The sequence below is a fragment of the Saezia sanguinis genome (assembly GCF_963921665.1).
GTDB lineage: Bacteria > Pseudomonadota > Gammaproteobacteria > Burkholderiales > Burkholderiaceae_C > Saezia > Saezia sanguinis.
In genome coordinates this window covers 99,587-122,006 of record NZ_CAWUGC010000012.1, presented here as the reverse complement: position 1 = coordinate 122,006, position 22,420 = coordinate 99,587, and the positions used below count along the sequence as shown (strand labels likewise).

Genomic DNA, 22,420 nt, shown 5'->3' with positions numbered 1-22,420 from the left:
TTAAACCCGCAGGATACGTTCCCCGCGCCCGATGCCACTGGCCCCAGTGCGCACCGTTTCCAGAATTGCGGCCCGATCTATCGCCTGCAAGAATGCATCATTCTTGGCCTGATTGCCGGTCAGTTCAATGGTGTAGCTTTTATCGGTCACATCCACAATGTGCCCGCGGAAAATATCAGCCATGCGCTTCATTTCCTCGCGCTCTTTGCCGACCGCGCGCACTTTGACAATCATCAGCTCACGCTCGATGTAGCTGCCCTCGGTCAGGTCCACCACCTTCACCACCTCGATCAGGCGGTTCAGGTGCTTGACAATCTGCTCCAGCACCTCATCAGAACCGTGCGTCACGATCGTCATGCGCGACAGCGATGCGTCTTCAGTGGGCGCAACCGTCAGGCTTTCAATGTTGTAGCCGCGTGCAGAAAATAACCCCACCACACGGCTCAGGGCACCGGCCTCATTCTCGAGCAATACTGCAACAATATGTTTCATGTCACTTTCCCTCCATATTGCGCAACAGCATCTCTGTAATCCCCTTGCCGGCCTGCACCATCGGGAATACGTTTTCTGTCGGATCGGTTCTGAAGTCAATGAACACGGCTTTGTCTTTGAGCTTGCGTGCTTCCTGGATAGCTGCTTCCACATCCTGCGGACGGTCTACACGCATTCCCACATGGCCATAGGCCTCTGCCAGTTTGACAAAATCAGGCAGCGACTCCATGTACGTATGTGAATAGCGTCCGCCGTATTCCAGCTCCTGCCACTGGCGCACCATGCCCAGATAACGGTTGTTCAGCGCCAGGATTTTGACCGGCAGTTTATGCTGAAACGCCGTAGAAAGCTCCTGAATATTCATCTGGATAGAGCCTTCACCGGTAATGCAGAATACTTCAGCATTCGGAAATGCCTTTTTCACGCCCAGCGCATAGGGCAGCCCGACACCCATCGTGCCCAGCCCACCGGAATTGATCCAGCGGCGCGGTTCGTCAAAACGGAAGAACTGTGCTGCCCACATCTGGTGCTGCCCAACGTCAGACGTGATATAGACATCATCCCCCTGCGTCAGGTTCCACAGTGTTTCAATCACTTTCTGTGGCTTGATCACGTCCTCATTGGCGCGGTCATAAGCCAGGCAGTCTTTTTGCCGCCACTGGTTGATCTGCTTCCACCAGGGTGCAATCTGGGCGGCGTCGGCCTTGAAGTTCTGCTCTTTCATCAGCGCCAGCATTTCATCCAGCACTTCACCCACATCGCCCACAATTGGAATGTCCACCTTGATGCGCTTGGAAATTGAAGACGGGTCAATATCAATGTGAATCACCTTGCGGTCATTTTGCATAAAGTGCTTGATATTGCCCACCACCCGGTCGTCAAAACGGGCGCCGACAGCCAGCAGCACATCACAGTGCTGCATGGCATGGTTGGCTTCCAGCGTGCCGTGCATGCCCAGCATGCCCAAAAACTTGGGGTCTGAGGCCGGGTAAGCGCCCAGCCCCATCAGGGTATGGGTGACCGGGAAGCCCAAAGTATTCACCAATGCCCGCAATTGCGGACAGGCATCACTGAGGATAACGCCGCCGCCGGTATAAATATAGGGCCGTTTGGCAGACAACAGCAACTGCAGCGCCTTTTTAATCTGCCCTGTGTGCCCTTTGCGCACCGGGTTGTATGAACGCATTTCAAGCGTTTTCGGATACGCAAATTTAGTGGTTTTGGCCGACACATCTTTGGGAATATCCACCACCACGGGACCGGGACGCCCAGTGCGGGCAATGTGAAATGCTTTTTTGATGGAGATCGCCAGATCTTTCACATCGTTCACCAGAATATTGTGCTTGACAATAGGCCGGGTGATCCCCACGGCATCACTTTCCTGGAATGCATCAGAGCCAATCAGAGCAGTTCCAACCTGCCCGCTGATCACCACCAGCGGAATCGAATCCATATACGCGGTGGCAATACCTGTTACCGCATTGGTCAGGCCCGGCCCGGATGTAACCAGCGCCACCCCGACATTACCGGTTGAGCGCGCATAGCCTTCTGCCGCATGTACGGCAGCCTGTTCATGGCGTACCAGCAAATGCTCAACTTTGTCCTGCTTGTAAAGCGCGTCGTAGATGTACAGCACAGCGCCGCCAGGATAACCCCAGACATGCTGGACACCCTCTTCCTGTAAACATCTGACAAGAATTTCAGAGCCATTGAGCTCTTCTGTATGAGAGGCCGCAGCCTCTTGATCCGCAGAACTGCTGTCTGCATGTGTATGAGTCATTTTTTTACCTTTCGGAATTTCTCTAACGAAAAACGATTGGTGCCCTTACCCTTATCCTTGTGAGACAGAATCAGGACTTCCGCACCTGAGGACAACAGCCAGCATGGTCAGCAGCCAATCCCAGAGCGTTTATGTTGTTTAACTGGATGATTATGACACCGAATCGAAAACTTCGCTTTGCATTTTATTTTATATGAAGCATCTGATCGGCAGAATAACAACAGCACTTTGCTCAAACATCAAACCGTATAACGCATGGCGCACCGCCTTTCAATCGGCACTCCATGTTCCTGCTCAGCCATCAGCACACCTTCCAGACGAGGCCCCCACTCACCTTTGGGCACCATCAAAAAACCCAAATGCTGATACCACGGCGCATTCCAGGGCACGTCTTGAAACGTTGTCAAAGTCACGGCCTTCAATTGCTGCTCACGCGCATAGGCCAGCACGGCATGAACCAGGCCGCACCCGACTCCCTGCCTCTGGTAATCCGCGTGCACCGAGAGCTCCCAGATATGCAGCGCATCATCAAACAGCTCGGCGCTGATAAAACCGATAATCGCCCCACCAGTCACATCAGTCAGTTCTGCCACCCAGGAGGTTCGCCTGAGAATGCTTTGCTGATGCGCCTGGACAGACATCACCGTGTCATCGGCAATCCATGCCAGTTCGGCAACAGTGCGAAACAACTGCCCGGCAGAGCGCTCAACTGCAGGCAGTTGATAGGCATCGTCAAGTTCGGCCAGACGGATTGAAAAAGACATTGTTATTCCAGTTGAAAAACATCACGCACATGGCAAAACGCAGCAGGTCCTTCAAGGCTGCCGCTCATTGTGTTCAGCACCCGCCCGGGCACCCGGGCGCCCGCACATGCCATCACTGCAGCGTTTCTATCACCGGCACGGATGGTATTTTTTTCATCGTGCCACTCCATGTATTGACCAAACGGTCCTCATCATACAAGGCGCCGTTGACATGGCAGGTACTGCCGCTTCTAACCACCAGCTCAAACCCGTTCAACATCGAGTCCTTGATTTTAAACTTCGAGTATATGCAGTCATGAACCACGTGGAAGGTCCCGACCTGTATTCCCAAAGACACGTTGTCAGACTCATATTCATAAACGTTTTCGGAAACCTTTTTAAACCGGTAATTGTTGTAAATCTTACCGTAAGGCCCGTTCACCCAGCTTTTATTGAGCAGCGTATCGCCATCCGCTTCAATCGCGGACTGCCCGGAGCCATATGTGACCCGTCCTTCACAGTTGGTGAAAGTAGCCACAACCTCCCAGACTGCTTCCTCTGACAATAAATGGCGCTTTTTCGTTCTTTTCATGTCCCATGAGTCCTCCTGTCCAGCTTGAGCATATCATTTCTGCTACTCAACAGCCATAAAAAAGAGCCTGTTATGGCTCTTTTTTGACCTAGAACAATCATTGCAACCTGCCTGTAAGGCTGGCTGGTCTGAGTTCCCCTTATTTCCACCCCCACACATAGTTGGCAGAAATCCAGCCGGTTGTACCGCCAATACGGACCTTGACCCAGCCGCCCTGCAAACCAAGCCTTTCCATCACCGTGCCATACTCCACTTTGTCAACGATACGTGCTGAGGTTGCAGGCGTGGCTCTGAGGTTGACAGTATCACCGGTCACAATCACATAAGGTGATTTGTTCACCGACTGTGCATAAATCCACGAAACATCTTTTTCAAAATCGCGAACCTGAATCCAGTTACCCTGCCGTTTTACCACCTCCAGCGGATAACCTTGAATCACTTTCCATTGAACCGGATGGTTGGAGCCCGGACCACTGCGCAGATTGGCCTCCTTGATAGACACACTGACCATCTCTGCACGCGCAACTCCCGCAAATAGGACAAAAACAAACCCTAATAAAATCCAAGCAATTCGACGGGACATGAATCCTCCATGTTAATACAACGCGTACCAGTCATGGTTACAGCGAATCAGACGACAAACACCTATAACCCAATAGGTTCTAAGCAACTCCGGAAAGTTCTGCCTATTTTATGCGAACCCTCCGAATGCAACCTCTTTCATGAAAAACCAGGCTAATAGTTGAATTTTCCGCTGGTGTATCATTTCTCGATACCCAACGGCACCCACACAAAACAAATTCTTTTCACATGATCACAATGCGCAAAAAAGCCGGTGTCTCATTTTTCTGCAACACATCTTAACAAAATTTCTCAAGGTACACCCCAAAAACCACCCTGATTTTCCACTTCACAATCAAGCCTTTTTCTGCTAGCGCTGCATCAGCAACCCCTACCCCCTATAACCCGGAGCATATCAATGCCGGCCCAGCAGCTCCAGTATCAACTGCACCCGCGCTTTGACCGGCGAGACATTGGCCGCCCTGGCAATTCCGTCCGGGTCATCGCCTAAAATCACACCGTCTCCAACGCGTGCGGCACGCACCACCAATACCCCCTGCTGCTGCGCCTTTTTCAAAGAAGGCAACAGCCCCTGGTGCACGGTGCCATTGCCTGTGGCGGCAACCACAATGCCCCGCACCCCCTGCTTTACCAAAGCATCCACAGCAGCCCCGGTCGCCCCGACACAACTTAAAACAACCTCAACCCAGGGCCATTGCCCCTCATCTTCGGACAGATCTTCAGGTTGCACCGCTCTGCGCGTAGCCTCTGGCCAGGCACGCCATTGACGGATCTGGCCCGCTTCAAGCGCCCCAAGTGCGCCTGCCTCGCCCGCAGTAAACGCATCCAGCCGGTAGGTATGGCTCTTGCGGATATCCTCGGCACCAAATATGCGTCCGTTCATCACACACATCACCCCATGGGCACCGTCAGTCCCGGCGAGCGTCATGGCATCCACCAGATTCACCGGCCCGTCCGCCCCCAAAGCCGTCGCTGGCCGCATCGCTGCCGTCAGAACCACTGGCTTATGCGCCTGCAGCACGTGGTGCAGAAAATACGCTGTCTCTTCCAGCGTATCGGTACCATGTGTGATCACAACGCCTTTCACATCAGGTTGCTTCAATGCCTGCTCAATGGTCAAAGCCAGCTGCCGCCATATGGCAAAACCCATATCCTTGCTGTCCACCTGCACCAACTGGCGGGCTTCCATTTTCAGGCCGGCCGGAACCGGAAGCCCGCTGAGCAACTCATCGACCCCGCGCTGTGCCGAGACGTAACGCACGGTTTCACCCTGATCCCCTGCCGTACCGGCAATGGATCCCCCTGTAGCCAAAACAAGAATTTTTTGCATTTTTTTAAAATCTGTATAAAAATACAGTTACTGGATAAATAAACAGATGAATTAAGGACTGGGTATGACAGCATCCACCAAACTTACCGCACGGCAACAGGAAATTCTGGACCTGATCCGCCAAGCCATTGCCACCACCGGCGCACCTCCGACACGGGTCGAGATTGCTGCCGCATTTGGCTTTAAATCACCCAATGCAGCAGAAGACCATTTGCAGGCACTGGCCCGCAAAGGCGTCATTGAACTGGTTGGCGGCACATCACGCGGCATCAGGCTCAAGTCAGTGGACTCCCCCTCCTCATCAGCACTAGACTCCTTACGCTCTGCTGCCAGCAAGCTGGCTTTACCATTGGTAGGCCGCGTCGCAGCCGGAAGCCCCATACTGGCACAAGAGCATATCGAACATACATTTTACGTGGAAGAAGACCTTTTCAGCCAAAAGCCTGATTACCTGCTGAAAGTACGCGGCATGAGTATGCGCGATATCGGCATCATGGAAGGTGATCTGCTGGCTGTCAAAAGAAGCACCCAGGCCCATGAGGGGCAAATCGTGGTTGCGCGTATTGATGGAGACGTCACCGTCAAACGTTTTCACCGCTCAGCCTCGCGCATAGAGCTGTTGCCGGAAAACCCCGATTTCAAGCCGATTATTGTCACCTCGGCCAACGACTTTGCCATTGAGGGGCTGGCCGTAGGCCTGATCCGCAACCAGCTCAGTCATTGAGGCATTCAAACAGAACTGGCGTCAAACAGTTTCCCTGGATCAATCCAGGACAGAACCGGCAGGTGGCAGGCGTGCTCTTTTCAGCAAGCACCCTGCGGGTTCTGAATTTCATCACCCGAGCAAAACGCATGCAAATGCTTTTTGTTCAAATCCTGCCACATTCGATTTTTCAGGAGATCGGACATGGCAAGCAATATCATCTATTTCAAAACCGCAATAACGGCTTTTAACCGCCCGTCTGAAAACAGCATATCCATAGGCTCTCATACAACAGCAGACGATCAACACGCCTCATATCAGATCCCGGCCTATAAACGGCGTACGCAATGGAGCGCCCGGCAGGCACTGGAGCTACGCGACAAACAGGCCATTCAGTTGCAGGCACCGGCCCCGGCTTTACCGTTAAAAGTGATCCAGACGCGTGTGCAGGACACTCGGCAAAACGGGCAGCAGCGTTTGATACTCAGCGGCCGCATGGCCGATGTATGCTCCATGCTCAACCGCATGCATGATACGGGCAACTGATTGAAGCTATCTGCCCCTTCAGCTTAAAACTTACCCTCCCCGATTGGCGCTATCAGGCTCTCTCCTTGCCTGATCAGCGCTTTTTTTCACTGGATATCCAGGGCATCGCGCTCATACTCCCATTAAAAAAACCTGCCTTTAAAACAGCGCCCTGCTTGACTATTCATTGGCTGCGCAAGGGAACAGCATATAATCGCCTGGATAGACCAGATATATTCTGGAGATACCTAAAAAACGCCAAAGTATGACAAATTACCCCTTTTTGTCATACAGGCTTTTGCATTTCAAGGCACAATTGGTAGACATGAATATTGTGATCCTGGATGATTATCAAGATACGATCCGTAAACTGGCATGCGCCAGCAGGCTCGAGCCATTCAGCGCCAAAGTCTACACCAACAATGTAAAAGGCATTTCACAACTGGTTTTTCGTCTCAAGGACGCCGATATTCTGGTACTGAACCATGGCCGGACTCAGATCACCCGGCAGATTCTGGAAAAACTCCCCAAACTCAAACTCATTATCCAGATCGGCCTGGTCGGGCCTCATCTTGATCTGGATGCCTGCACCAGCTCTGGTATTGCAGTGATAGAAGGCCATGAGTCCCCTACCGCCACAGCCGAATTCACCTGGGCATTGATCATGTCAGCCATGCGCCGTCTTTCACAATACGTTGGCATGCTCAAACATGGCGGATGGCAGCAATCGGGTTTAAAACGCGCCGCCATGCCGGCCAACTTTGCGCTGGGTTGCAGGTTAGCCGGCAAAACACTCGGCATCTGGGGCTATGGCCGTATCGGCTCTCTGGTTGCCCATTACGGCAAGTGCTTCAACATGCATGTGCTGGTCTGGGGGAGTGATGCCAGCCGCAAAAAAGCGGCTGATGCCGGGCATGATGTGGCGCAATCCCGCGAAGAACTGTTCAAAGAAAGCGACGTTCTCAGCCTGCACTTGCGGCTGGGAGAAAACAACCGGCGCATCGTCAAGCTGGATGATTTGTCGCTGATGAAAAACACCTCCCTGTTTGTCAACACAGCCAATGCAGAACTGGTGGATACAGACGCACTGGTATGCGCCCTGAACCGCGGTTGCCCGGGACTTGCCGCGGTGGATGTGTTTGATTCTGAGCCTATCCTGCAAGGTCATGCACTGTTGCGGCTGGAAAATACCATCTGTACGCCGCACATCGGTTCGGTTGACCAGGAAAGCTACGAAACCCATTTCTGCGCAGCGTTCGATCACATCGTTAATTTCACAGAAGGCAAGCCGCTACCCATTCTCAACCCGCAGGCGCTGCAGTTTCGCCAGATAAAGGGCTGACATGTCTGCCAACAAGTCCCAGCAGCTTCCATCTTCTTTTCACGGCTGGGTAACAGCAAGCTTAAACCCTGATCAAATATCGAAAATTGAATTTGTCAACTCAGATATGCATTTTGATGTATCATTTAGCCTACAAATCAAATAATAACGGAAAAACTCTATTGACAACAACATGTTACACCATTAACTTATAGTATATGATGAGATCCTCTTCCAAATTCATCGTTTTGCTGACCAGCACACTCTTCACTTGTTCACACGCCTGGGCAGATGAAGAAGGGGATCCGATCGGACGTTTACTGCAGGTTCAAGCCCTGCTCAACACCCCCGAACCTGCGCAACAGGAAGCACCAGTAGAGCAAATACAGGTGGCATCGTTATCTATTAGTCAAGACATTGACCATCTCACAGCAGAAAAAGAAATCAGCCATGTCAAAGCCGGTACGGCAAGCACAGACCCGCTGGCAACACTGATTCACACCGGCAACATTCTGACAACGGACAATACCCGCCAGATGATTGCAGACTCGGCTTTCAATTATCTGAACCTTCCCTACCGCTACGGTGGCAACAATGTGGCAACCGGCTTTGATTGCAGCGGTTTGGTACGGGCCCTTTATCTGCAGGTAGCAGGCAAGTCGCTGCCACGCCGCACATCGGAACAAGCAGCCGCCACCACAAAAATCAACCGCACACAGTTGCAGCCCGGAGACCTGGTATTCTTCAATACCAACCGCCGCACTTACAGCCATGTCGGCATCTATGTTGGTGACAACAAATTCATTCATGCGCCCCGTACCGGCTCACGCATACGTATTGAAGACATGACGGCAACCTACTGGAATACCCGCTTTACCGGAGCCCGCCGCGTTGAACTGCGTTAAAGCGGCTACCCTCTCACATTATTTTTCTTAAGTTCACCCGGCCTGCTAGACCGCTCATGCAGCGCAAGCGCATACGGCTTTTCTCTTGCCTGCTTTTCATGCCAGCAACCTGACAGAAACTGCCTGTACAGATGTGCTGCGGCCTGTTTTTTCTTGAAACCTCTCCCACATCAATATAAAAAGCCGGGCTCCATGCCATTCATGTCATAAAAACATGATTAAGAACAAAAATTCATGCCAAAAACATGTAAAAATTCATCTAAAGATGCATTCAGAATACGGTTTATCCTTTCTGAAAATACATGAATAAATGGAGCCTTTCAGTGCCCCCGCACTGAACATGGTTCAGGGAGATCTTATGCTCTATAAAGCAATCGCTGCTTTGTTAGGATTGTCAGGCTTGGCACTGATCGCTTTGAAATTACTCGGCTTGATCCCATGGCCCTGGCTATGGGTATTGCTCCCGGCGTGGATTGCCTTGTGCCTGCTCGCTTTATTGTTAAGCTATGTGGCTGTTTTACTGATTTTTTCCTGGATTACCGGCAGAAGCAATACACCCTAAGCAGCATAGCCCGCATACACGCCAAAACGTAAAAAGGAAGCAATTGCTTCCTTTTTACTTACATGGCTCAGAAGAACCCTTTAACACTATTAATGTTAACGCTTGCTGGGCGGCATATCGGTACAGGTGCCTTCTGCCACTTCCGCAGCCATTCCCAGCGATTCTCCCAAGGTTGGGTGCGGGTGAATGGTGTGCCCGATATCCACGGCATCAGCGCCCATTTCAATGGCCAGCGCAATCTCACCAATCATATCGCCGGCATGGGTGCCGACAATACCGCCACCGACGATCTGATGCGTTTCCTCGCTGAACAACAGTTTGGTAAAGCCTTCATCACGCGTATTGGCAATCGCACGGCCTGATGCGCTCCAGGGAAACAGGCCTTTTTTCAGCTTGATACCTTGCGCCTTGGCCTGCTCTTCGGTCAGGCCCACCCAGGCCACTTCCGGGTCAGTATACGCCACGCTGGGGATCACACGTGCCTCAAAAGCCGACTTGGCCAGCTTGTCATCCCCCTTGAGTTCACCGGCAATCACCTCAGCAGCCACATGCCCTTCATGCACGGCCTTATGCGCCAGCATCGGCTGCCCCACAATATCGCCAATGGCGAAGATGTGGGAAACATTGGTGCGCATCTGAATGTCGACGTCAATGAACCCGCGCTCTCCAACCTTGACACCTGCCTTGTCCGCACCAATGGCCGCACCATTGGGCTTACGCCCCACGGCCTGCAACACCAGATCGTACGTTTGCGGCTCAGGTGCACCCTCGCCTTCAAAGGTCACCTCAATGCCTTTGGCCGTAGCTTTGGCGCCCACTGTTTTGGTCTTGAGCATGATGTGGTCAAAACGTGGTGCGTTCATCTTCTGCCAGACCTTGACCAGATCGCGGTCAGCGCCCTGCATCAGGCCATCCAGCATTTCCACCACGTCCAGACGGGTGCCGAATGTGCTGGAATAAACCGTGCCCATTTCCAGCCCGATGATGCCACCACCGACGATCAGCATGCGTTTGGGTGCCTGGCGCAGTTCCAGCGCACCGGTAGACGTTACCACCCTGGGGTCATCCGGCAGAAACGGCAGTTTAACCGCCTCAGACCCGGCGGCAATGATCGCCTTTTTAAACCGGATAGTCTGTTGCCCGCCTGCAGCCAGTTCCACCTGAATGTGGTTCGGGTCAATCAGTTGCCCCTTGCCCTGCACCACAGTGACCTTGCGCATCTTGGCCATCATCGCCAGTCCGCCGGTCAGTTTGCCGACAACAGCAGACTTGTGCGTGCGCAACTTGTCAATATCCACCTTGGCGTTGCCAAAAGCAACACCCAGGCTTTCCAGGTGTTTGGCCTCATCCATCACCGCGGCCACATGCAGTAGCGCCTTGGATGGGATACAGCCCACATTCAGGCACACGCCGCCCAGCGTCGGATAGCGCTCGATAATCACGGTGCTCAGGCCCAGGTCTGCCGCACGGAAAGCCGCAGAATACCCGCCGGGCCCGCCACCCAGCACCATCACATCGCATTCCAGGTCGGCACTTCCGGCATAACTGCCTGCCTGTGGCGCCGGTGTGGTATCTGCTGCCAGTGCGGCAGAAGCTGGTTTGCTTTCGGTTGCCGGTTTTGCGGATGCAGACACGGGAGCAGCCGCAGCACCTGCGGCAGCCTCCAGCGTCAGAATCACAGTGCCCTGGTTGACCTTGTCACCCAGCTTGACCTTCATCTCTTTAACCGTGCCGGCTGTGTCTGACGGAATCTCCATCGACGCTTTGTCCGACTCCACCGTGATCAGGCTCTGGTCTTTTTGCACCTGGTCGCCGGGCTTGACCAGCACTTCAATGATGGCGACATCTTTAAAATCGCCAATATCCGGTACCTTCACTTCAACTGTAGCCATGTCTTTGCTCCTTTCGTTACAGCAAGACACGACGGAAGTCGGCCAGCACTGCGGACAGATAAGCGTTGAAGCGAGCCGCCAAAGCACCATCGATCACACGATGGTCATACGACAGCGACAGCGGCACAATCAGCCTGGGCTGGAATGCCTTGCCATCCCACACCGGCCGGGTAGCCGAGCGGCACACGCCCAATATCGCCACTTCAGGCGCATTGATGATGGGGGTAAAGTAAGTACCGCCAAACCCGCCCAGTGACGAAATAGAGAAACAGCCACCGCTCATATCCGCCGGGCTGATTTTGCCTTCCCTGGCCTTGGCCGCCAGTGCCGCTGTTTCAGCCGCAATGTCAGCCAGCCCTTTCTGGTCGGCATTCTTGATCACCGGCACCACCAGGCCATTGGGCGTATCAGCCGCAAACCCGATGTTGAAATACTTCTTGTACACCAGCTCATCGCCCTGCAGGCTGGCATTGAACTCCGGGAATTTCTTCAGTGCGGCCACACTGGCCTTGATCAGAAATGCCAGCAATGTGTATTTGACAGCGCTCTTGGACTTTTCAGCCTCTTTGTTCAACTGCACGCGGAATGCTTCCAGTTCGGTAATATCCGCATCTTCGCAGTTGGTCACATGCGGAATCATCACCCAGTTGCGATGCAGGTTGGCGCCTGAAATCTTTTTAATGCGCGACAGCGGCTTACGGTCCACTTCACCAAACTTGGTAAAGTCCACCTCCGGCCATGGCAGCAAGTCCATACCGACACCACTGCCGCCCTTGGCTGCCTGGGCCTGGGTGCGCACCGAACCTTCCATCACACCGCGCACAAAGCCTTGCAAATCCTGCAAGGTAATGCGGCCCTTAAGACCTGAACCTTTCACCTCAGCCAGTGGTACCCCCAGCTCACGCGCTGTTTTGCGAATAGAGGGTGAAGCATGCGGCAGCTTGCCTGGAACCACTGATGAAGGATCATGTGCAGGCGTAGGCACAGGCGCTGATGCTGGCACCGCAGCACTGGGTGCTACAGCGGCATTCTGCGCTGGCGCAGCGGATGCAGATGATGCCGCCGCCTGCGGTGCTGCCGCAATGCCCTGAACCACCGCGATCACATCGCCAGCATTGACTTTATCGCCGACTTTAACATTCAGCGACTTCAGCGCTCCGGCCGCACTCGATGGAATTTCCATCGATGCCTTGTCCGATTCCACTGTGATCAGGCTTTGATCCACTTTGATTTCATCGCCAGGTTTGACCAGCACCTCAATCACCGCCACATCCTTGAAGTCGCCAATGTCAGGCACTTTCACGTTAATGGGCTCTGCCACTGCGCTGGCTGCCGGTACAGCAGGTGATGCAGCAGGAGCCGCCACCGGTGCCGGAGTAGTTGGTGCTGCTGCTTTGGTTTCAGCGGGTTTGGCCGCGTCTGCTGCGACCTCCAGCGTCAGAACCACCGAACCCTGGCTGATCTTGTCACCCAGCTTGACCTTCATCTCTTTGACTGTGCCGGCTGTGTCTGACGGAATTTCCATCGACGCCTTGTCCGACTCCACCGTGATCAGGCTTTGATCCTTTTGCACCTGGTCGCCGGGTTTGACCAGCACTTCAATGATGGCGACATCCTTGAAATCGCCAATATCAGGAACTTTTACTTCAACTGTTGCCATTTGTTTGCCTCTTTCTTATGAATTGATTGACTGATCACAGGAATCAGGCGTACAAGGGATCCAGTTTGTCTGTATCCAGTCCATATTTGCGAATGGCTTCAGTGACCTTTGCCACCGGCAAAGTACCTTCTTCTGCCAACGCTTTCAAAGCGGCAACCACAATATAGTGACGGTTGATCTCAAAATGCTCCCGCAACCGGGTACGGAAATCACTGCGGCCAAAGCCATCCGTTCCAAGCACCTTGAACGTACGCCCCTGGGGCAGGAACGCACGGATCTGCTCCGGATAGGCACGCACATAGTCGGTCGAAGCCACCACCGGGCCGGCATGTCCGCTCAACTGCTCGGTCACAAACGGCTGGCGTTCGGGCTGATCCGGATGCAGCATGTTCCAGCGCTCTGCCGCACGGCCGTCACGGGCCAGCTCGGTAAAGCTCGGGCAGCTCCACAGGTTGGCGCCAATGCCCCAGTCATCTTCGAGCAGTTTTTTCGCTGCAACCGATTCACGCATGATGGAGCCTGAGCCCATCAGGTTCACCATGGGCGCGCCCTTCTTCGGGGCTTTGCCCTCTTCGAGCAGATACATGCCTTTGATGATGTGCTCTTCGGTACCTGGTTTCAGTCCGGGCTGTGCATAGTTTTCATTGAGCAGCGTGATGTAGTAAAACACATTGTCCTGTTTTTCCACCATGCGTTTCAGGCCATCATGCATGATGATGGCTACTTCATGTGCATACGCCGGGTCATAGCTGACACAGTTCGGTACGGTCGCAGCAATCATGTGGCTGTGCCCGTCTTCGTGTTGCAGCCCTTCGCCGTTGAGCGTGGTACGGCCTGAAGTGCCGCCCAGCAAAAAGCCTCTGGCCTGCATATCACCCGCGGCCCAGATCAGATCTCCCACCCGCTGGAAGCCGAACATCGAATAAAACACATAGAACGGCAGCATGATGCGGTTGTTGGACGAATACGATGTGGCCGCAGCAATCCATGAACTGGTACCACCCGCTTCGTTAATACCCTCTTGCAGCACCTGGCCGGCGACATCTTCACGGTAATACATCACCTGGTCGCGGTCCACTGGGGTGTACTGCTGGCCGGCCGGGTTGTAAATACCGATCTGGCGGAACAACCCTTCCATACCGAAGGTACGTGCCTCATCCACCAGAATCGGCACCACACGCGGGCCCAGGGCCTTGTCACGCAACAACTGGTTCAGGAAACGCACAAATGCCTGGGTGGTGGAAATGGAGTGCCCCTCTCCAGAAGGCTCCAGCACCGCCTTGAATGCATCCATGGAAGGCACCGTAAAGCTTTCGTCCGACTTGGTACGGCGTTCCGGCAAATATCCTCCAAGGTTTTTGCGGCGTGAATGCAGGTATTCCATTTCCGGCGTATTTTCTTCCGGCTTGCAAAATGGAATTTCAGAAATTTTTTCATCCGGCACCGGAATGTTAAAGCGATCGCGGAAAGCCTTGATATCAAAGTCCGTGAGCTTCTTCACCTGGTGCGCAATGTTTTTACCCTCACCGCTCTTGCCCATGCCGTAACCTTTGATGGTTTTCACCAGCAGTACCGTCGGCTGCCCGACATGTTTGCTGGCTCTGGCAAAAGCTGCATACACTTTGCGCGGATCATGCCCCCCACGCTGCAGGCTCCAGATGGCGTCATCACTCATGTGCTCCACCATCTTCAAGGTCCGCGGGTCCTTGCCAAAGAAATGCTTGCGCACATAGGCGCCATCATTGGCTTTGCAGGCCTGATATTCACCATCGTTGGTATCCATCATCAGCTTGCGCAAAGCGCCGTCTTTGTCACGCGCCAGCAGCGGGTCCCAGTAACTGCCCCAGATCAGCTTGAGCACGTTCCAGCCGGCACCGCGGAACTCACCTTCCAGTTCCTGAATGATCTTGCCATTGCCGCGCACCGGGCCATCCAGGCGTTGCAGGTTGCAGTTAATAACAAAAATCAGGTTATCCAGCCCTTCGCGCGCAGCCAGCCCGATAGCACCACGGGATTCAGGCTCGTCCATTTCACCGTCACCGCAAAATACCCAGACCTTGCGCTTGGATGTATCTGCAATGCCGCGCGCATGCAGGTATTTGAGAAAGCGCGCCTGGTAAATCGCCATGATCGGGCCCAGCCCCATCGACACTGTCGGAAATTGCCAGAAATTGTGCATCAGCTTGGGATGCGGGTAGCTCGACAACCCTTTGCCATGCACTTCCTGGCGGAAGTTCAGCAGGTTCTCTTCACTCAAACGCCCTTCCAGAAACGCGCGGGCATACACCCCCGGAGCGGAGTGGCCCTGAAAATACAGCAGGTCGCCGCCATTGCCATCCTGGTCGCCATGCCAGAAATGGTTGAAGCCGGTTTCAAACATCGTCGCAACCGACGCATAGGAAGAAATATGCCCGCCCAGGTCACCACCATCTTCCGGATGCAGGCGGTTGGCTTTGACCACCATGGCCATGGCGTTCCAGCGCATGTAGGCACGCAGGCGGCCTTCCAGAAAAAGATTACCCGGAGACTTTTCTTCGTCTTCGGGCTCAATCGTATTCACATAACCGGTTGTCGCTGAAAAAGGCAGATCAATGCCGTGCTGCCTGGCCTCTTCCAGCATCTGCTCCAGCAGAAAATGCGCACGTTCTTTGCCTTCACTTTCAATGACTGCTGCCATTGCCTCAAGCCATTCACGGGTTTCTGTTGGATCTTCGTCCTTGCCCGCTCCAGCGCCTAGAATATATTCTGGGATTGCCGACATTGCCACCTCTCCTATATTTTGGTAGGTCCCACATTTATAGGGTGTGGAACACTTGTTGATGCCAGAAGCTGCGACTTATGGTTACCAGATCTGGCGATTTGCCAATCATAAACCAGTTTTGAATATCCTATCCTCAATATTTCAAATTATGATATATATTTTCATATCGTGAAATTTATGAAATTCATATCCGTGCTATCCTACAATATGCAGACACCGCGACTGGAACACTTTCCCTCTCATGTCCGATACACCCACTGATTCATCAGAAACAGCCACCACACCCAAACCATCCAACTGGTTGCACTGGTGGACTAATCTGTCGTCCAACAAACAGGACAGAATCATTGCGCTGACCCCCTTGCTGGCAGTGATTATCTTTTTCATTGTGATCATGCTGACATTCTGGTACCTTAACAATGAGGAACGGGAAAGAGAGCTGGTCACCACACGGCAAAGTGTAGAAACCATCCAGCAGCAGATCCGCCTGCGTCTGATCGGCAATGAGGACAGCCTGCAAAGCATGGCAACCGATATCAGCCGAACCAGAGATAAAGCCGCCGCACTGACAGATCTGGCGCCTGTGTTCATGGCAGATCATCCTGAAATTATTGCACTCTACTGGCACGATCTAAACGCCGGCCAGATTTACAGCTACCATCTGACGGAAAACACGGCTGTTCCGGAAAGTGTTCAGCATATCAATGCCGCAGGCATTTCCTCTGTGCAGCAGAACTCATCGGCCACCTCTACCATCATACGCCTGCCGTTCTTTTACAGTACGCCTGAAATATTATCCCCTGACACGGCTGCCACAATGAACAGCAGTGTCTTGATTCCAAACAACCGCCACCCGCAGGGCATTCTGACCGCCACTTACGACCTGGACCGTTTGCTGCGCAGCCAGATACCGGCAGAAATATCGCTGTACTCCACCATCTGGTTCCAGGGCGAAAACGACAAAATCCTGGCAACCACCAACCCCAATGCACGTACGCTGTATGAAAGAAAGCACAACCAGCCGCCAAGTTATGGCGTTGCCATAGGGCCGGTTGGCAAACAGTTGATGGTTTACGTGCAGCACATCCGTGCCTCGCAAACGCTGGCTGCCAGCGTACTGTTCTGGTTTGCCGTGTGCCTGTGTTTCTTCATTGTCACGTTGCTGCTGCTGAACTGGCGCCACACCCACCAGCGCATCAAAGTGCAGCGGGCCATGCAGCAGGAAACCAATTTCCGCCGCGCCATGGAAAACTCCATGGTCACAGGCATGCGAACGCTGGATATGACCGGGCGGATCACCTATGTCAACCCGGCGTTTTGCCGCATGACCGGTTACAGCGAAGAGGCGCTGGTCGGGTGCATGCCGCCCTACCCTTACTGGCCCCAGCATAACCTGGACGAACTGCACGAAACCATACAGGATGAAATATCCGGCACCCCGCTGGCAACCGGCTACGAAGTACAGCTCCAGCGCCGCAATGGTGAATTGTTTTATGCACGCCTTTATGTCTCCCCGCTCATTGACGGGCAAGGCCACCATACAGGATGGATGACCGCGGTCACCGACATTTCCGAAGCCAAACGCATCCGGGAAGAACTGTCGCTGACAGGGCAGCGCTTTACCACAGTGCTTGAGGCGCTGGACTCCGCCATCTCGGTGGTTGCCGTCGGCTCACAGGAACTGCTGTTTGCCAACCGTTCTTACCGCCACCTGTTTGGCAATGATGCACGCGGGCATTTCATTTTGGCCGGCGAAGCCAACCGTTCTGCCGTTATTGAAGAAGTTGCCGAAGATGACGGGGTGGATGAATTTGCCGGCCTGCCCAAAGAAGACCTGCTCGATTACAGCAAAAAATACAATGAAATTTATGTCGCCTCGATTAACCGCTGGGTCGAAGTCCGCAGCCGCTACCTGCCCTGGGTGGACGGCCGCCTGGCGCAGATGCTGATTGCCACAGACATCACTGAACGCCACCGTGCCCAGGAGCAGGCCGCCATTCAGGCCGCACGCGCGCAGGATGCCAACCGGCTGACCACCATGGGTGAAATGGCCTCTTCGCTGGCCCATGAGCTGACCCAGCCCCTGACCGCCATCAGCAACTACTGTACCGGCCTGATCAGCCGCATTAAACAAGACATCCTGCCGCAGCAGGACCTGATTGCTACGCTCGAAAAAACCTCCAAACAGGCATTGCGGGCCGGGCTGGTGATTCAGCGTATCCGCTCATTTGTCAAAAAGAGCGACCCGAACCGCACCCTATCGCCGATAGACGACATCATCGAGAACGTACAGGAGCTCTCTGAAATTGATGCACGCCGCCGCAATATCCAGTTGCATGTGGAGGTTGACAGCGATTTGCCCGCTCTGGTTGTCGACCCCATTCTGATTGAACAGGTCCTGCTGAACCTGATTCGCAACGCCACAGAAGCCATCGAACAGGCACAACGCCCGCCGGAACAGCGGCGAATTGATCTACAGGTCAAGCGGAGCTCCGACAAAGGAACCATTAAAGCAGTAGAGTTTAGCGTCAGCGACACCGGCACCGGAATCGCCCCTGATACACTAGAGCATATGTTTGAGGCCTTTTACACAACCAAAAACAACGGATTGGGTATTGGTTTGAACTTATGCCGCTCCATCATAGAATCACATGGTGGTCGGCTGCGGATTGAAAATTTATACCAACAGAATCAGTTGACAGGCTGTCGTTTTGCGTTTTCTTTGCCGACTACGCAGGAATATACAACCATTCAGCATGATTCCATTTTACATTCCAACCTTTTTACGGATGAGGCACCATGACCCAAAAAAAAGGCATTGTATACGTCGTTGATGATGATGAAGCCGTTCGTGATTCTCTGCAGTGGTTGTTAGAAAGCCAGGGATTTCGTGTACGAAGTTTTGAAAGTGCGGAAACCTTTCTCGCACGCTTTGACCCCAAAGAAGTCGCCTGCCTGATTGTCGACATCCGTATGAATGGCATGAGTGGTCTGGACCTGCAAAACAAGCTCATCGAAATGAACCACCCGATTCCCCTGACATTCATCACAGGCCATGGCGATGTTCCCATGGCGGTGGAAACCATGAAAAAAGGCGCGGTTGATTTCATTCAAAAGCCATTTAATGAAGAAGAGCTGATTCCCTTGATTCAACGCATGCAGGAACAGGCGTTGACGGCATTTGCCGCACAACAGGAAGCCGCCACCCGCGAAGCGCTGCTCTCCCGCCTGACATCGCGCGAAGCCCAGGTGCTTGAGCGCATTGTTGCTGGCCGGCTGAACAAACAGATTGCCGATGACCTTGGCATCAGCATCAAAACGGTGGAAGCGCACCGCGCCAACATCATGGAAAAATTGAGCGCCAACACCGTGGCTGACCTGCTGAAAGTGGTATTGGCCAATAAACCCAGCTAACAACCAGCCTGCCGGCCCCAGGCCTTCGGCAGGTTGAACTGAACGCACTTTCCCATCTGCTGCCAGGCATTTGAGCAAGTGCGTTCCATATTTTTGACAACTTCCATTACGGCACATCACATGACTGCACAAATCATCGACGGAAAAGCATTAGCTCAACAACTGCGCGGGCAAATTACCAGCCAGGCACAACAACTGACCCAGGCCGGCCATCAACCGGGGCTGGCAGTGATTCTGGTCGGAGACAATCCGGCCTCACAGGTATACGTGGCCAACAAAGTCAAAGCATGTGAGCAAACAGGTATTTACTCGGTACTGGAACGCTATCCGCAAACCATCACCGAAACCGAACTGTTGCAACATATCGCGCGGCTGAATGCTGCGGCAGACATTGACGGCATTCTGGTCCAACTGCCCCTACCGAAGCACATTGATGCACACAAGGTCATCGAAGCCATTTCGCCGCAAAAAGACGTCGACGGCTTTCACGTCGCCAGTGCCGGTGCGCTGTTAACAGGGCTGACAGGTTTTCGCCCCTGCACACCGGCTGGCTGCATGGAAATGCTCAAGTCCATCGACTACCCGATCAAAGGCAAACATGCCGTTGTCATCGGCCGCTCCAACATCGTCGGCAAGCCCATGGCACTGATGCTGCTTGAAAAAAGCGCAACCGTCACCATCTGTCACAGTGCTACGCCGGATTTGTCGCACTTCACCAAAGATGCCGACATCATCGTTGCAGCAGTAGGTAAAGCCAAACTGATCACGGCAGACATGGTCAAACCGGGTGCCGTGCTCATTGATGTGGGGATGAACCGTGATGAAGCAGGCAAATTGTGTGGCGATGTGGATTACGACAGTGTCAAGGACGTTGCCGGCTGGATCACTCCCGTTCCCGGAGGGGTTGGGCCAATGACCATCACCATGCTGCTGGTCAATACGATTGAATCGGCACAGCACCGGCTAAAAGCAAACCAATAAAGACATATATGCATGGGAACCACTTGTTTCCCATGCCCATTCAACAAGGAACCGCAACCGTATGAGCGCTTCAGCAGACATTCAAAACTCCCCCCAGAACCCCTTGCTCGATTTTTCCGACCTGCCCCGTTTTGCAGATATCCGGCCTGAGCATGTTGTTCCGGCCATTGATGATCTGCTGCAAAAAGCCCAGGCCGCGTTGGCCCGTGCGGTCAGTGACGATACGCCTGCCACCTGGAATGGCATTTCTCAAGTGCTTGACGTCCATACTGAAAGACTGAGCCGTGCCTGGAGTGCCGTCAGCCATCTCAAAGCCGTCAAAGACACGCCCGAACTGCGCCAGGCTGTCAACAGCGAGCTGCCCAAAATCACCGAATTCTGGACCAGCTTAGGACAGGATGAACGGCTGTTTGCCAAATACAAAGCCATTCGCCAGTCCGATGGTTATACGCAGATGAATGCAGCACAAAAACGCGCGCTTGAGCTGGCCTTGAAGGGGTTTGTGCTTTCCGGCGCGGAACTGCAGGGCGAAGCCAAACAGCGCTTTGCCCAGATTCAGGAAGAAATGGCGCAACTGACCCAGCGTTTTTCCGAAAACCTGCTGGATGCAACCGATGCATGGGAAATGTATGTCTCTGAAGATGAACTTCAGGGCGTTCCACCGGACGTGCTGAGTGCCATGCGGCAGGCCGCACAGGACAAAGGCCAGACCGGTCTGCGCCTGAGCCTGCAACCCCCGGTATACATCACGGTCATGCAGTATGCAGACAACCGGGCCCTGCGGGAAACACTGTACAAAGCCTATGTGACCCGTGCCTCTGACAAAGGCGATACGCGTTATGACAATACAGCGCTGATCAATCAGATTGTTGCATTGCGGCAGGAAGAGGCGCAACTGCTGGGATATGCCAATTATGGGGAAGTATCCCTAGCCATGAAAATGGCGGAAAGCCCTCAGCAGGTCATCAGCTTCCTGCGTGAGCTGGCCTCAAAAGCCCGTCCCTACGCCCAGAAAGACCTGAAAGAATTGCGCGAATTCGCCCATACACAATTGGGCATCGAAGAACTGCAGGCCTGGGACAGCGCCTACGCAAGCGAAAAACTCAAGGAAGCACGTTACGCGTTTTCTGAGCAGGAAGTCAAAGCCTACTTCCCGCAGCCCAAAGTCATGGCCGGGTTGTTCCACATTGTTCAAACACTTTTTGATGTCCAGATCACAGAAGACCAAACACCGGCAGCTCAGCAAACCTGGGACCCGCACGTTCAACTGTACCGGATCGAACGCAATGGCCAGTTGATCGGGCAGTTTTACACCGATCTGGCCGCGCGCCAGGGCAAACGGGGAGGTGCCTGGATGGATGACGTGCGTGGCCGCTGGTTACGCCCGGACAACGGACAGCTGCAAACCCCGGTAGCCCAGTTGGTATGCAACTTCGCCAGTGGCATTGATGGCAAACCGCCCTTGCTGACGCATGATGATGTCATCACCACGTTTCACGAATTCGGCCATGGGCTGCATCACATGCTAACGCAAATCAATGAACTGGACGTATCCGGTATTTCCGGCGTCGAGTGGGATGCGGTTGAACTGCCCAGCCAGTTCATGGAAAACTTCTGCTGGGAATGGGACGTGCTCAAACACATTACCGCCCATGTCGATACCGGAGAAGCCCTGCCGCGGGCACTTTATGAAAAAATGCTGGCGGCCAAAAATTTCCAAAGCGGCATGCAAACGGTACGCCAAATCGAATTTTCATTGTTTGATATGCTGCTGCACGCCAGCTACGACCCCACGACCCAGACTGTGCAGCAACTGCTCGACGAAGTCAGGCAGGAAGTGGCCGTCATGGTTCCGCCTGGGTATAACCGCTTTCAAAACAGCTTCTCGCACATCTTTGCAGGAGGCTATGCAGCCGGCTACTACAGCTACAAATGGGCTGAAGTCCTCTCTGCAGATGCCTACGCCGCGTTTGAAGAACAGGCCCAAAAGAACGGGCAGATCGTTGATCCGCAGACCGGATTACGCTACCGCCGCGAGATTTTAGAACAAGGCGGTTCCCGCCCGGCAATGGCGTCATTTAAAGCGTTCCGGGGACGCGAACCCAGCATAAATGCGCTACTGCGCCATCAGGGAATGGTCGATTCGGAAATTTCGTATTAAAATCAAAGTATTTGTC

18 protein-coding genes are annotated in these 22,420 nt (G+C 53.6%); 9 read left to right on the top strand and 9 right to left on the bottom strand.

Going from position 1 to position 22,420, the window contains the following annotated elements; genetic code table 11:
• The 6 genes from ilvN to AACY98_RS07310 form a co-directional block, all read right to left on the bottom strand.
• Positions 1 to 492, bottom strand: a complete 492-nt coding sequence (ilvN, locus tag AACY98_RS07335; RefSeq protein ID WP_126977195.1) for an acetolactate synthase small subunit — start codon at positions 490 to 492, stop codon at positions 1 to 3.
• A gap of 1 nt (position 493) precedes the next feature.
• Complete coding sequence (locus tag AACY98_RS07330) at positions 494 to 2,272, bottom strand: acetolactate synthase 3 catalytic subunit (RefSeq protein ID WP_339803468.1); 1,779 nt, start codon at positions 2,270 to 2,272, stop codon at positions 494 to 496.
• Between the two features lie 239 nt (positions 2,273 to 2,511).
• Complete coding sequence (locus AACY98_RS07325; protein WP_339803464.1) at positions 2,512 to 3,036, bottom strand: GNAT family N-acetyltransferase; 525 nt, start codon at positions 3,034 to 3,036, stop codon at positions 2,512 to 2,514.
• Between the two features lie 112 nt (positions 3,037 to 3,148).
• Positions 3,149 to 3,607 carry a hypothetical protein gene (locus tag AACY98_RS07320; RefSeq protein WP_126977189.1) on the bottom strand — a complete coding sequence of 153 codons (459 nt, stop codon included), beginning with the start codon at positions 3,605 to 3,607 and terminating at the stop codon, positions 3,149 to 3,151.
• 139 nt (positions 3,608 to 3,746) lie between these two features.
• Complete coding sequence (locus tag AACY98_RS07315) at positions 3,747 to 4,190, bottom strand: SH3 domain-containing protein (RefSeq protein ID WP_126977187.1); 444 nt, start codon at positions 4,188 to 4,190, stop codon at positions 3,747 to 3,749.
• A gap of 393 nt (positions 4,191 to 4,583) precedes the next feature.
• Positions 4,584 to 5,519 (bottom strand): asparaginase, encoded by a 936-nt coding sequence (locus AACY98_RS07310; protein WP_339803461.1) that lies wholly within the window; start codon positions 5,517 to 5,519, stop codon positions 4,584 to 4,586.
• Positions 5,520 to 5,583: 64 nt separating this feature from the next.
• Here AACY98_RS07310 and lexA point away from each other — a divergent pair, with 64 nt between their 5' ends.
• The 5 genes from lexA (at position 5,584) to AACY98_RS07285 (ending at position 9,535) form a co-directional block, all read left to right on the top strand.
• The gene (gene lexA / locus AACY98_RS07305) at positions 5,584 to 6,243 is read left to right on the top strand and encodes a transcriptional repressor LexA (RefSeq protein ID WP_339803458.1); all 660 of its coding nucleotides are present in this window, start codon (positions 5,584 to 5,586) and stop codon (positions 6,241 to 6,243) included.
• A 183-nt stretch (positions 6,244 to 6,426) separates the two neighbouring features.
• Positions 6,427 to 6,768: a hypothetical protein gene (locus tag AACY98_RS07300; protein ID WP_339803456.1), complete on the top strand. Its 342-nt coding sequence runs from the start codon at positions 6,427 to 6,429 to the stop codon at positions 6,766 to 6,768.
• A gap of 304 nt (positions 6,769 to 7,072) precedes the next feature.
• Positions 7,073 to 8,089 (top strand): D-2-hydroxyacid dehydrogenase family protein, encoded by a 1,017-nt coding sequence (locus AACY98_RS07295; protein WP_339803454.1) that lies wholly within the window; start codon positions 7,073 to 7,075, stop codon positions 8,087 to 8,089.
• Positions 8,090 to 8,577: 488 nt separating this feature from the next.
• The gene (locus AACY98_RS07290) at positions 8,578 to 8,973 is read left to right on the top strand and encodes a C40 family peptidase (protein WP_239442008.1); all 396 of its coding nucleotides are present in this window, start codon (positions 8,578 to 8,580) and stop codon (positions 8,971 to 8,973) included.
• 358 nt (positions 8,974 to 9,331) lie between these two features.
• Positions 9,332 to 9,535, top strand: a complete 204-nt coding sequence (locus AACY98_RS07285; RefSeq protein ID WP_126977177.1) for a hypothetical protein — start codon at positions 9,332 to 9,334, stop codon at positions 9,533 to 9,535.
• Between the two features lie 95 nt (positions 9,536 to 9,630).
• On the opposite strand, the gene lpdA is transcribed toward AACY98_RS07285, so the two are convergent.
• The 3 genes from lpdA to aceE are packed head-to-tail and all read right to left on the bottom strand — an operon-like array spanning position 9,631 to position 15,848.
• Positions 9,631 to 11,427 (bottom strand): dihydrolipoyl dehydrogenase, encoded by a 1,797-nt coding sequence (gene lpdA / locus AACY98_RS07280; protein WP_339803451.1) that lies wholly within the window; start codon positions 11,425 to 11,427, stop codon positions 9,631 to 9,633.
• A 16-nt stretch (positions 11,428 to 11,443) separates the two neighbouring features.
• Positions 11,444 to 13,087 (bottom strand): dihydrolipoyllysine-residue acetyltransferase, encoded by a 1,644-nt coding sequence (gene aceF, locus AACY98_RS07275; RefSeq protein WP_339803448.1) that lies wholly within the window; start codon positions 13,085 to 13,087, stop codon positions 11,444 to 11,446.
• Between the two features lie 43 nt (positions 13,088 to 13,130).
• Positions 13,131 to 15,848: a pyruvate dehydrogenase (acetyl-transferring), homodimeric type gene (gene aceE / locus AACY98_RS07270; protein WP_339803445.1), complete on the bottom strand. Its 2,718-nt coding sequence runs from the start codon at positions 15,846 to 15,848 to the stop codon at positions 13,131 to 13,133.
• Positions 15,849 to 16,089: 241 nt separating this feature from the next.
• Here aceE and AACY98_RS07265 point away from each other — a divergent pair, with 241 nt between their 5' ends.
• From AACY98_RS07265 to AACY98_RS07250, 4 genes are all read left to right on the top strand, one after another.
• Positions 16,090 to 18,651, top strand: coding sequence for a PAS domain-containing sensor histidine kinase (locus tag AACY98_RS07265; protein ID WP_339803442.1), 2,562 nt, complete (start codon positions 16,090 to 16,092; stop codon positions 18,649 to 18,651).
• A complete protein-coding gene (locus AACY98_RS07260; RefSeq protein WP_339803439.1) occupies positions 18,648 to 19,262 on the top strand; it encodes a response regulator transcription factor in 615 nt (204 codons plus the stop codon). The genes AACY98_RS07265 and AACY98_RS07260 overlap by 4 nt, the downstream gene beginning before the upstream one ends.
• Before the next feature lie 120 nt (positions 19,263 to 19,382).
• Positions 19,383 to 20,243, top strand: a complete 861-nt coding sequence (folD, locus tag AACY98_RS07255) for a bifunctional methylenetetrahydrofolate dehydrogenase/methenyltetrahydrofolate cyclohydrolase FolD (protein ID WP_339803436.1) — start codon at positions 19,383 to 19,385, stop codon at positions 20,241 to 20,243.
• A 61-nt stretch (positions 20,244 to 20,304) separates the two neighbouring features.
• A complete protein-coding gene (locus AACY98_RS07250) occupies positions 20,305 to 22,404 on the top strand; it encodes a M3 family metallopeptidase (RefSeq protein WP_339803433.1) in 2,100 nt (699 codons plus the stop codon).
• Positions 22,405 to 22,420 lie beyond the last annotated feature (16 nt).

What these genes read in the sequence shown, in the direction of transcription:
- ilvN (WP_126977195.1), bottom strand. Translation starts at nt 492, where the DNA reads ATGAAACATATTGTTGCAGTATTGCTCGAGAATGAGGCCGGTGCCCTG.
- AACY98_RS07330 (WP_339803468.1), bottom strand. Translation starts at nt 2,272, where the DNA reads ATGACTCATACACATGCAGACAGCAGTTCTGCGGATCAAGAGGCTGCG.
- AACY98_RS07325 (WP_339803464.1), bottom strand. Translation starts at nt 3,036, where the DNA reads ATGTCTTTTTCAATCCGTCTGGCCGAACTTGACGATGCCTATCAACTG.
- AACY98_RS07320 (WP_126977189.1), bottom strand. Translation starts at nt 3,607, where the DNA reads ATGAAAAGAACGAAAAAGCGCCATTTATTGTCAGAGGAAGCAGTCTGG.
- AACY98_RS07315 (WP_126977187.1), bottom strand. Translation starts at nt 4,190, where the DNA reads ATGTCCCGTCGAATTGCTTGGATTTTATTAGGGTTTGTTTTTGTCCTA.
- AACY98_RS07310 (WP_339803461.1), bottom strand. Translation starts at nt 5,519, where the DNA reads ATGCAAAAAATTCTTGTTTTGGCTACAGGGGGATCCATTGCCGGTACG.
- lexA (WP_339803458.1), top strand. Translation starts at nt 5,584, where the DNA reads ATGACAGCATCCACCAAACTTACCGCACGGCAACAGGAAATTCTGGAC.
- AACY98_RS07300 (WP_339803456.1), top strand. Translation starts at nt 6,427, where the DNA reads ATGGCAAGCAATATCATCTATTTCAAAACCGCAATAACGGCTTTTAAC.
- AACY98_RS07295 (WP_339803454.1), top strand. Translation starts at nt 7,073, where the DNA reads ATGAATATTGTGATCCTGGATGATTATCAAGATACGATCCGTAAACTG.
- AACY98_RS07285 (WP_126977177.1), top strand. Translation starts at nt 9,332, where the DNA reads ATGCTCTATAAAGCAATCGCTGCTTTGTTAGGATTGTCAGGCTTGGCA.
- lpdA (WP_339803451.1), bottom strand. Translation starts at nt 11,427, where the DNA reads ATGGCTACAGTTGAAGTGAAGGTACCGGATATTGGCGATTTTAAAGAT.
- aceF (WP_339803448.1), bottom strand. Translation starts at nt 13,087, where the DNA reads ATGGCAACAGTTGAAGTAAAAGTTCCTGATATTGGCGATTTCAAGGAT.
- aceE (WP_339803445.1), bottom strand. Translation starts at nt 15,848, where the DNA reads ATGTCGGCAATCCCAGAATATATTCTAGGCGCTGGAGCGGGCAAGGAC.
- AACY98_RS07265 (WP_339803442.1), top strand. Translation starts at nt 16,090, where the DNA reads ATGTCCGATACACCCACTGATTCATCAGAAACAGCCACCACACCCAAA.
- AACY98_RS07260 (WP_339803439.1), top strand. Translation starts at nt 18,648, where the DNA reads ATGACCCAAAAAAAAGGCATTGTATACGTCGTTGATGATGATGAAGCC.
- folD (WP_339803436.1), top strand. Translation starts at nt 19,383, where the DNA reads ATGACTGCACAAATCATCGACGGAAAAGCATTAGCTCAACAACTGCGC.
- AACY98_RS07250 (WP_339803433.1), top strand. Translation starts at nt 20,305, where the DNA reads ATGAGCGCTTCAGCAGACATTCAAAACTCCCCCCAGAACCCCTTGCTC.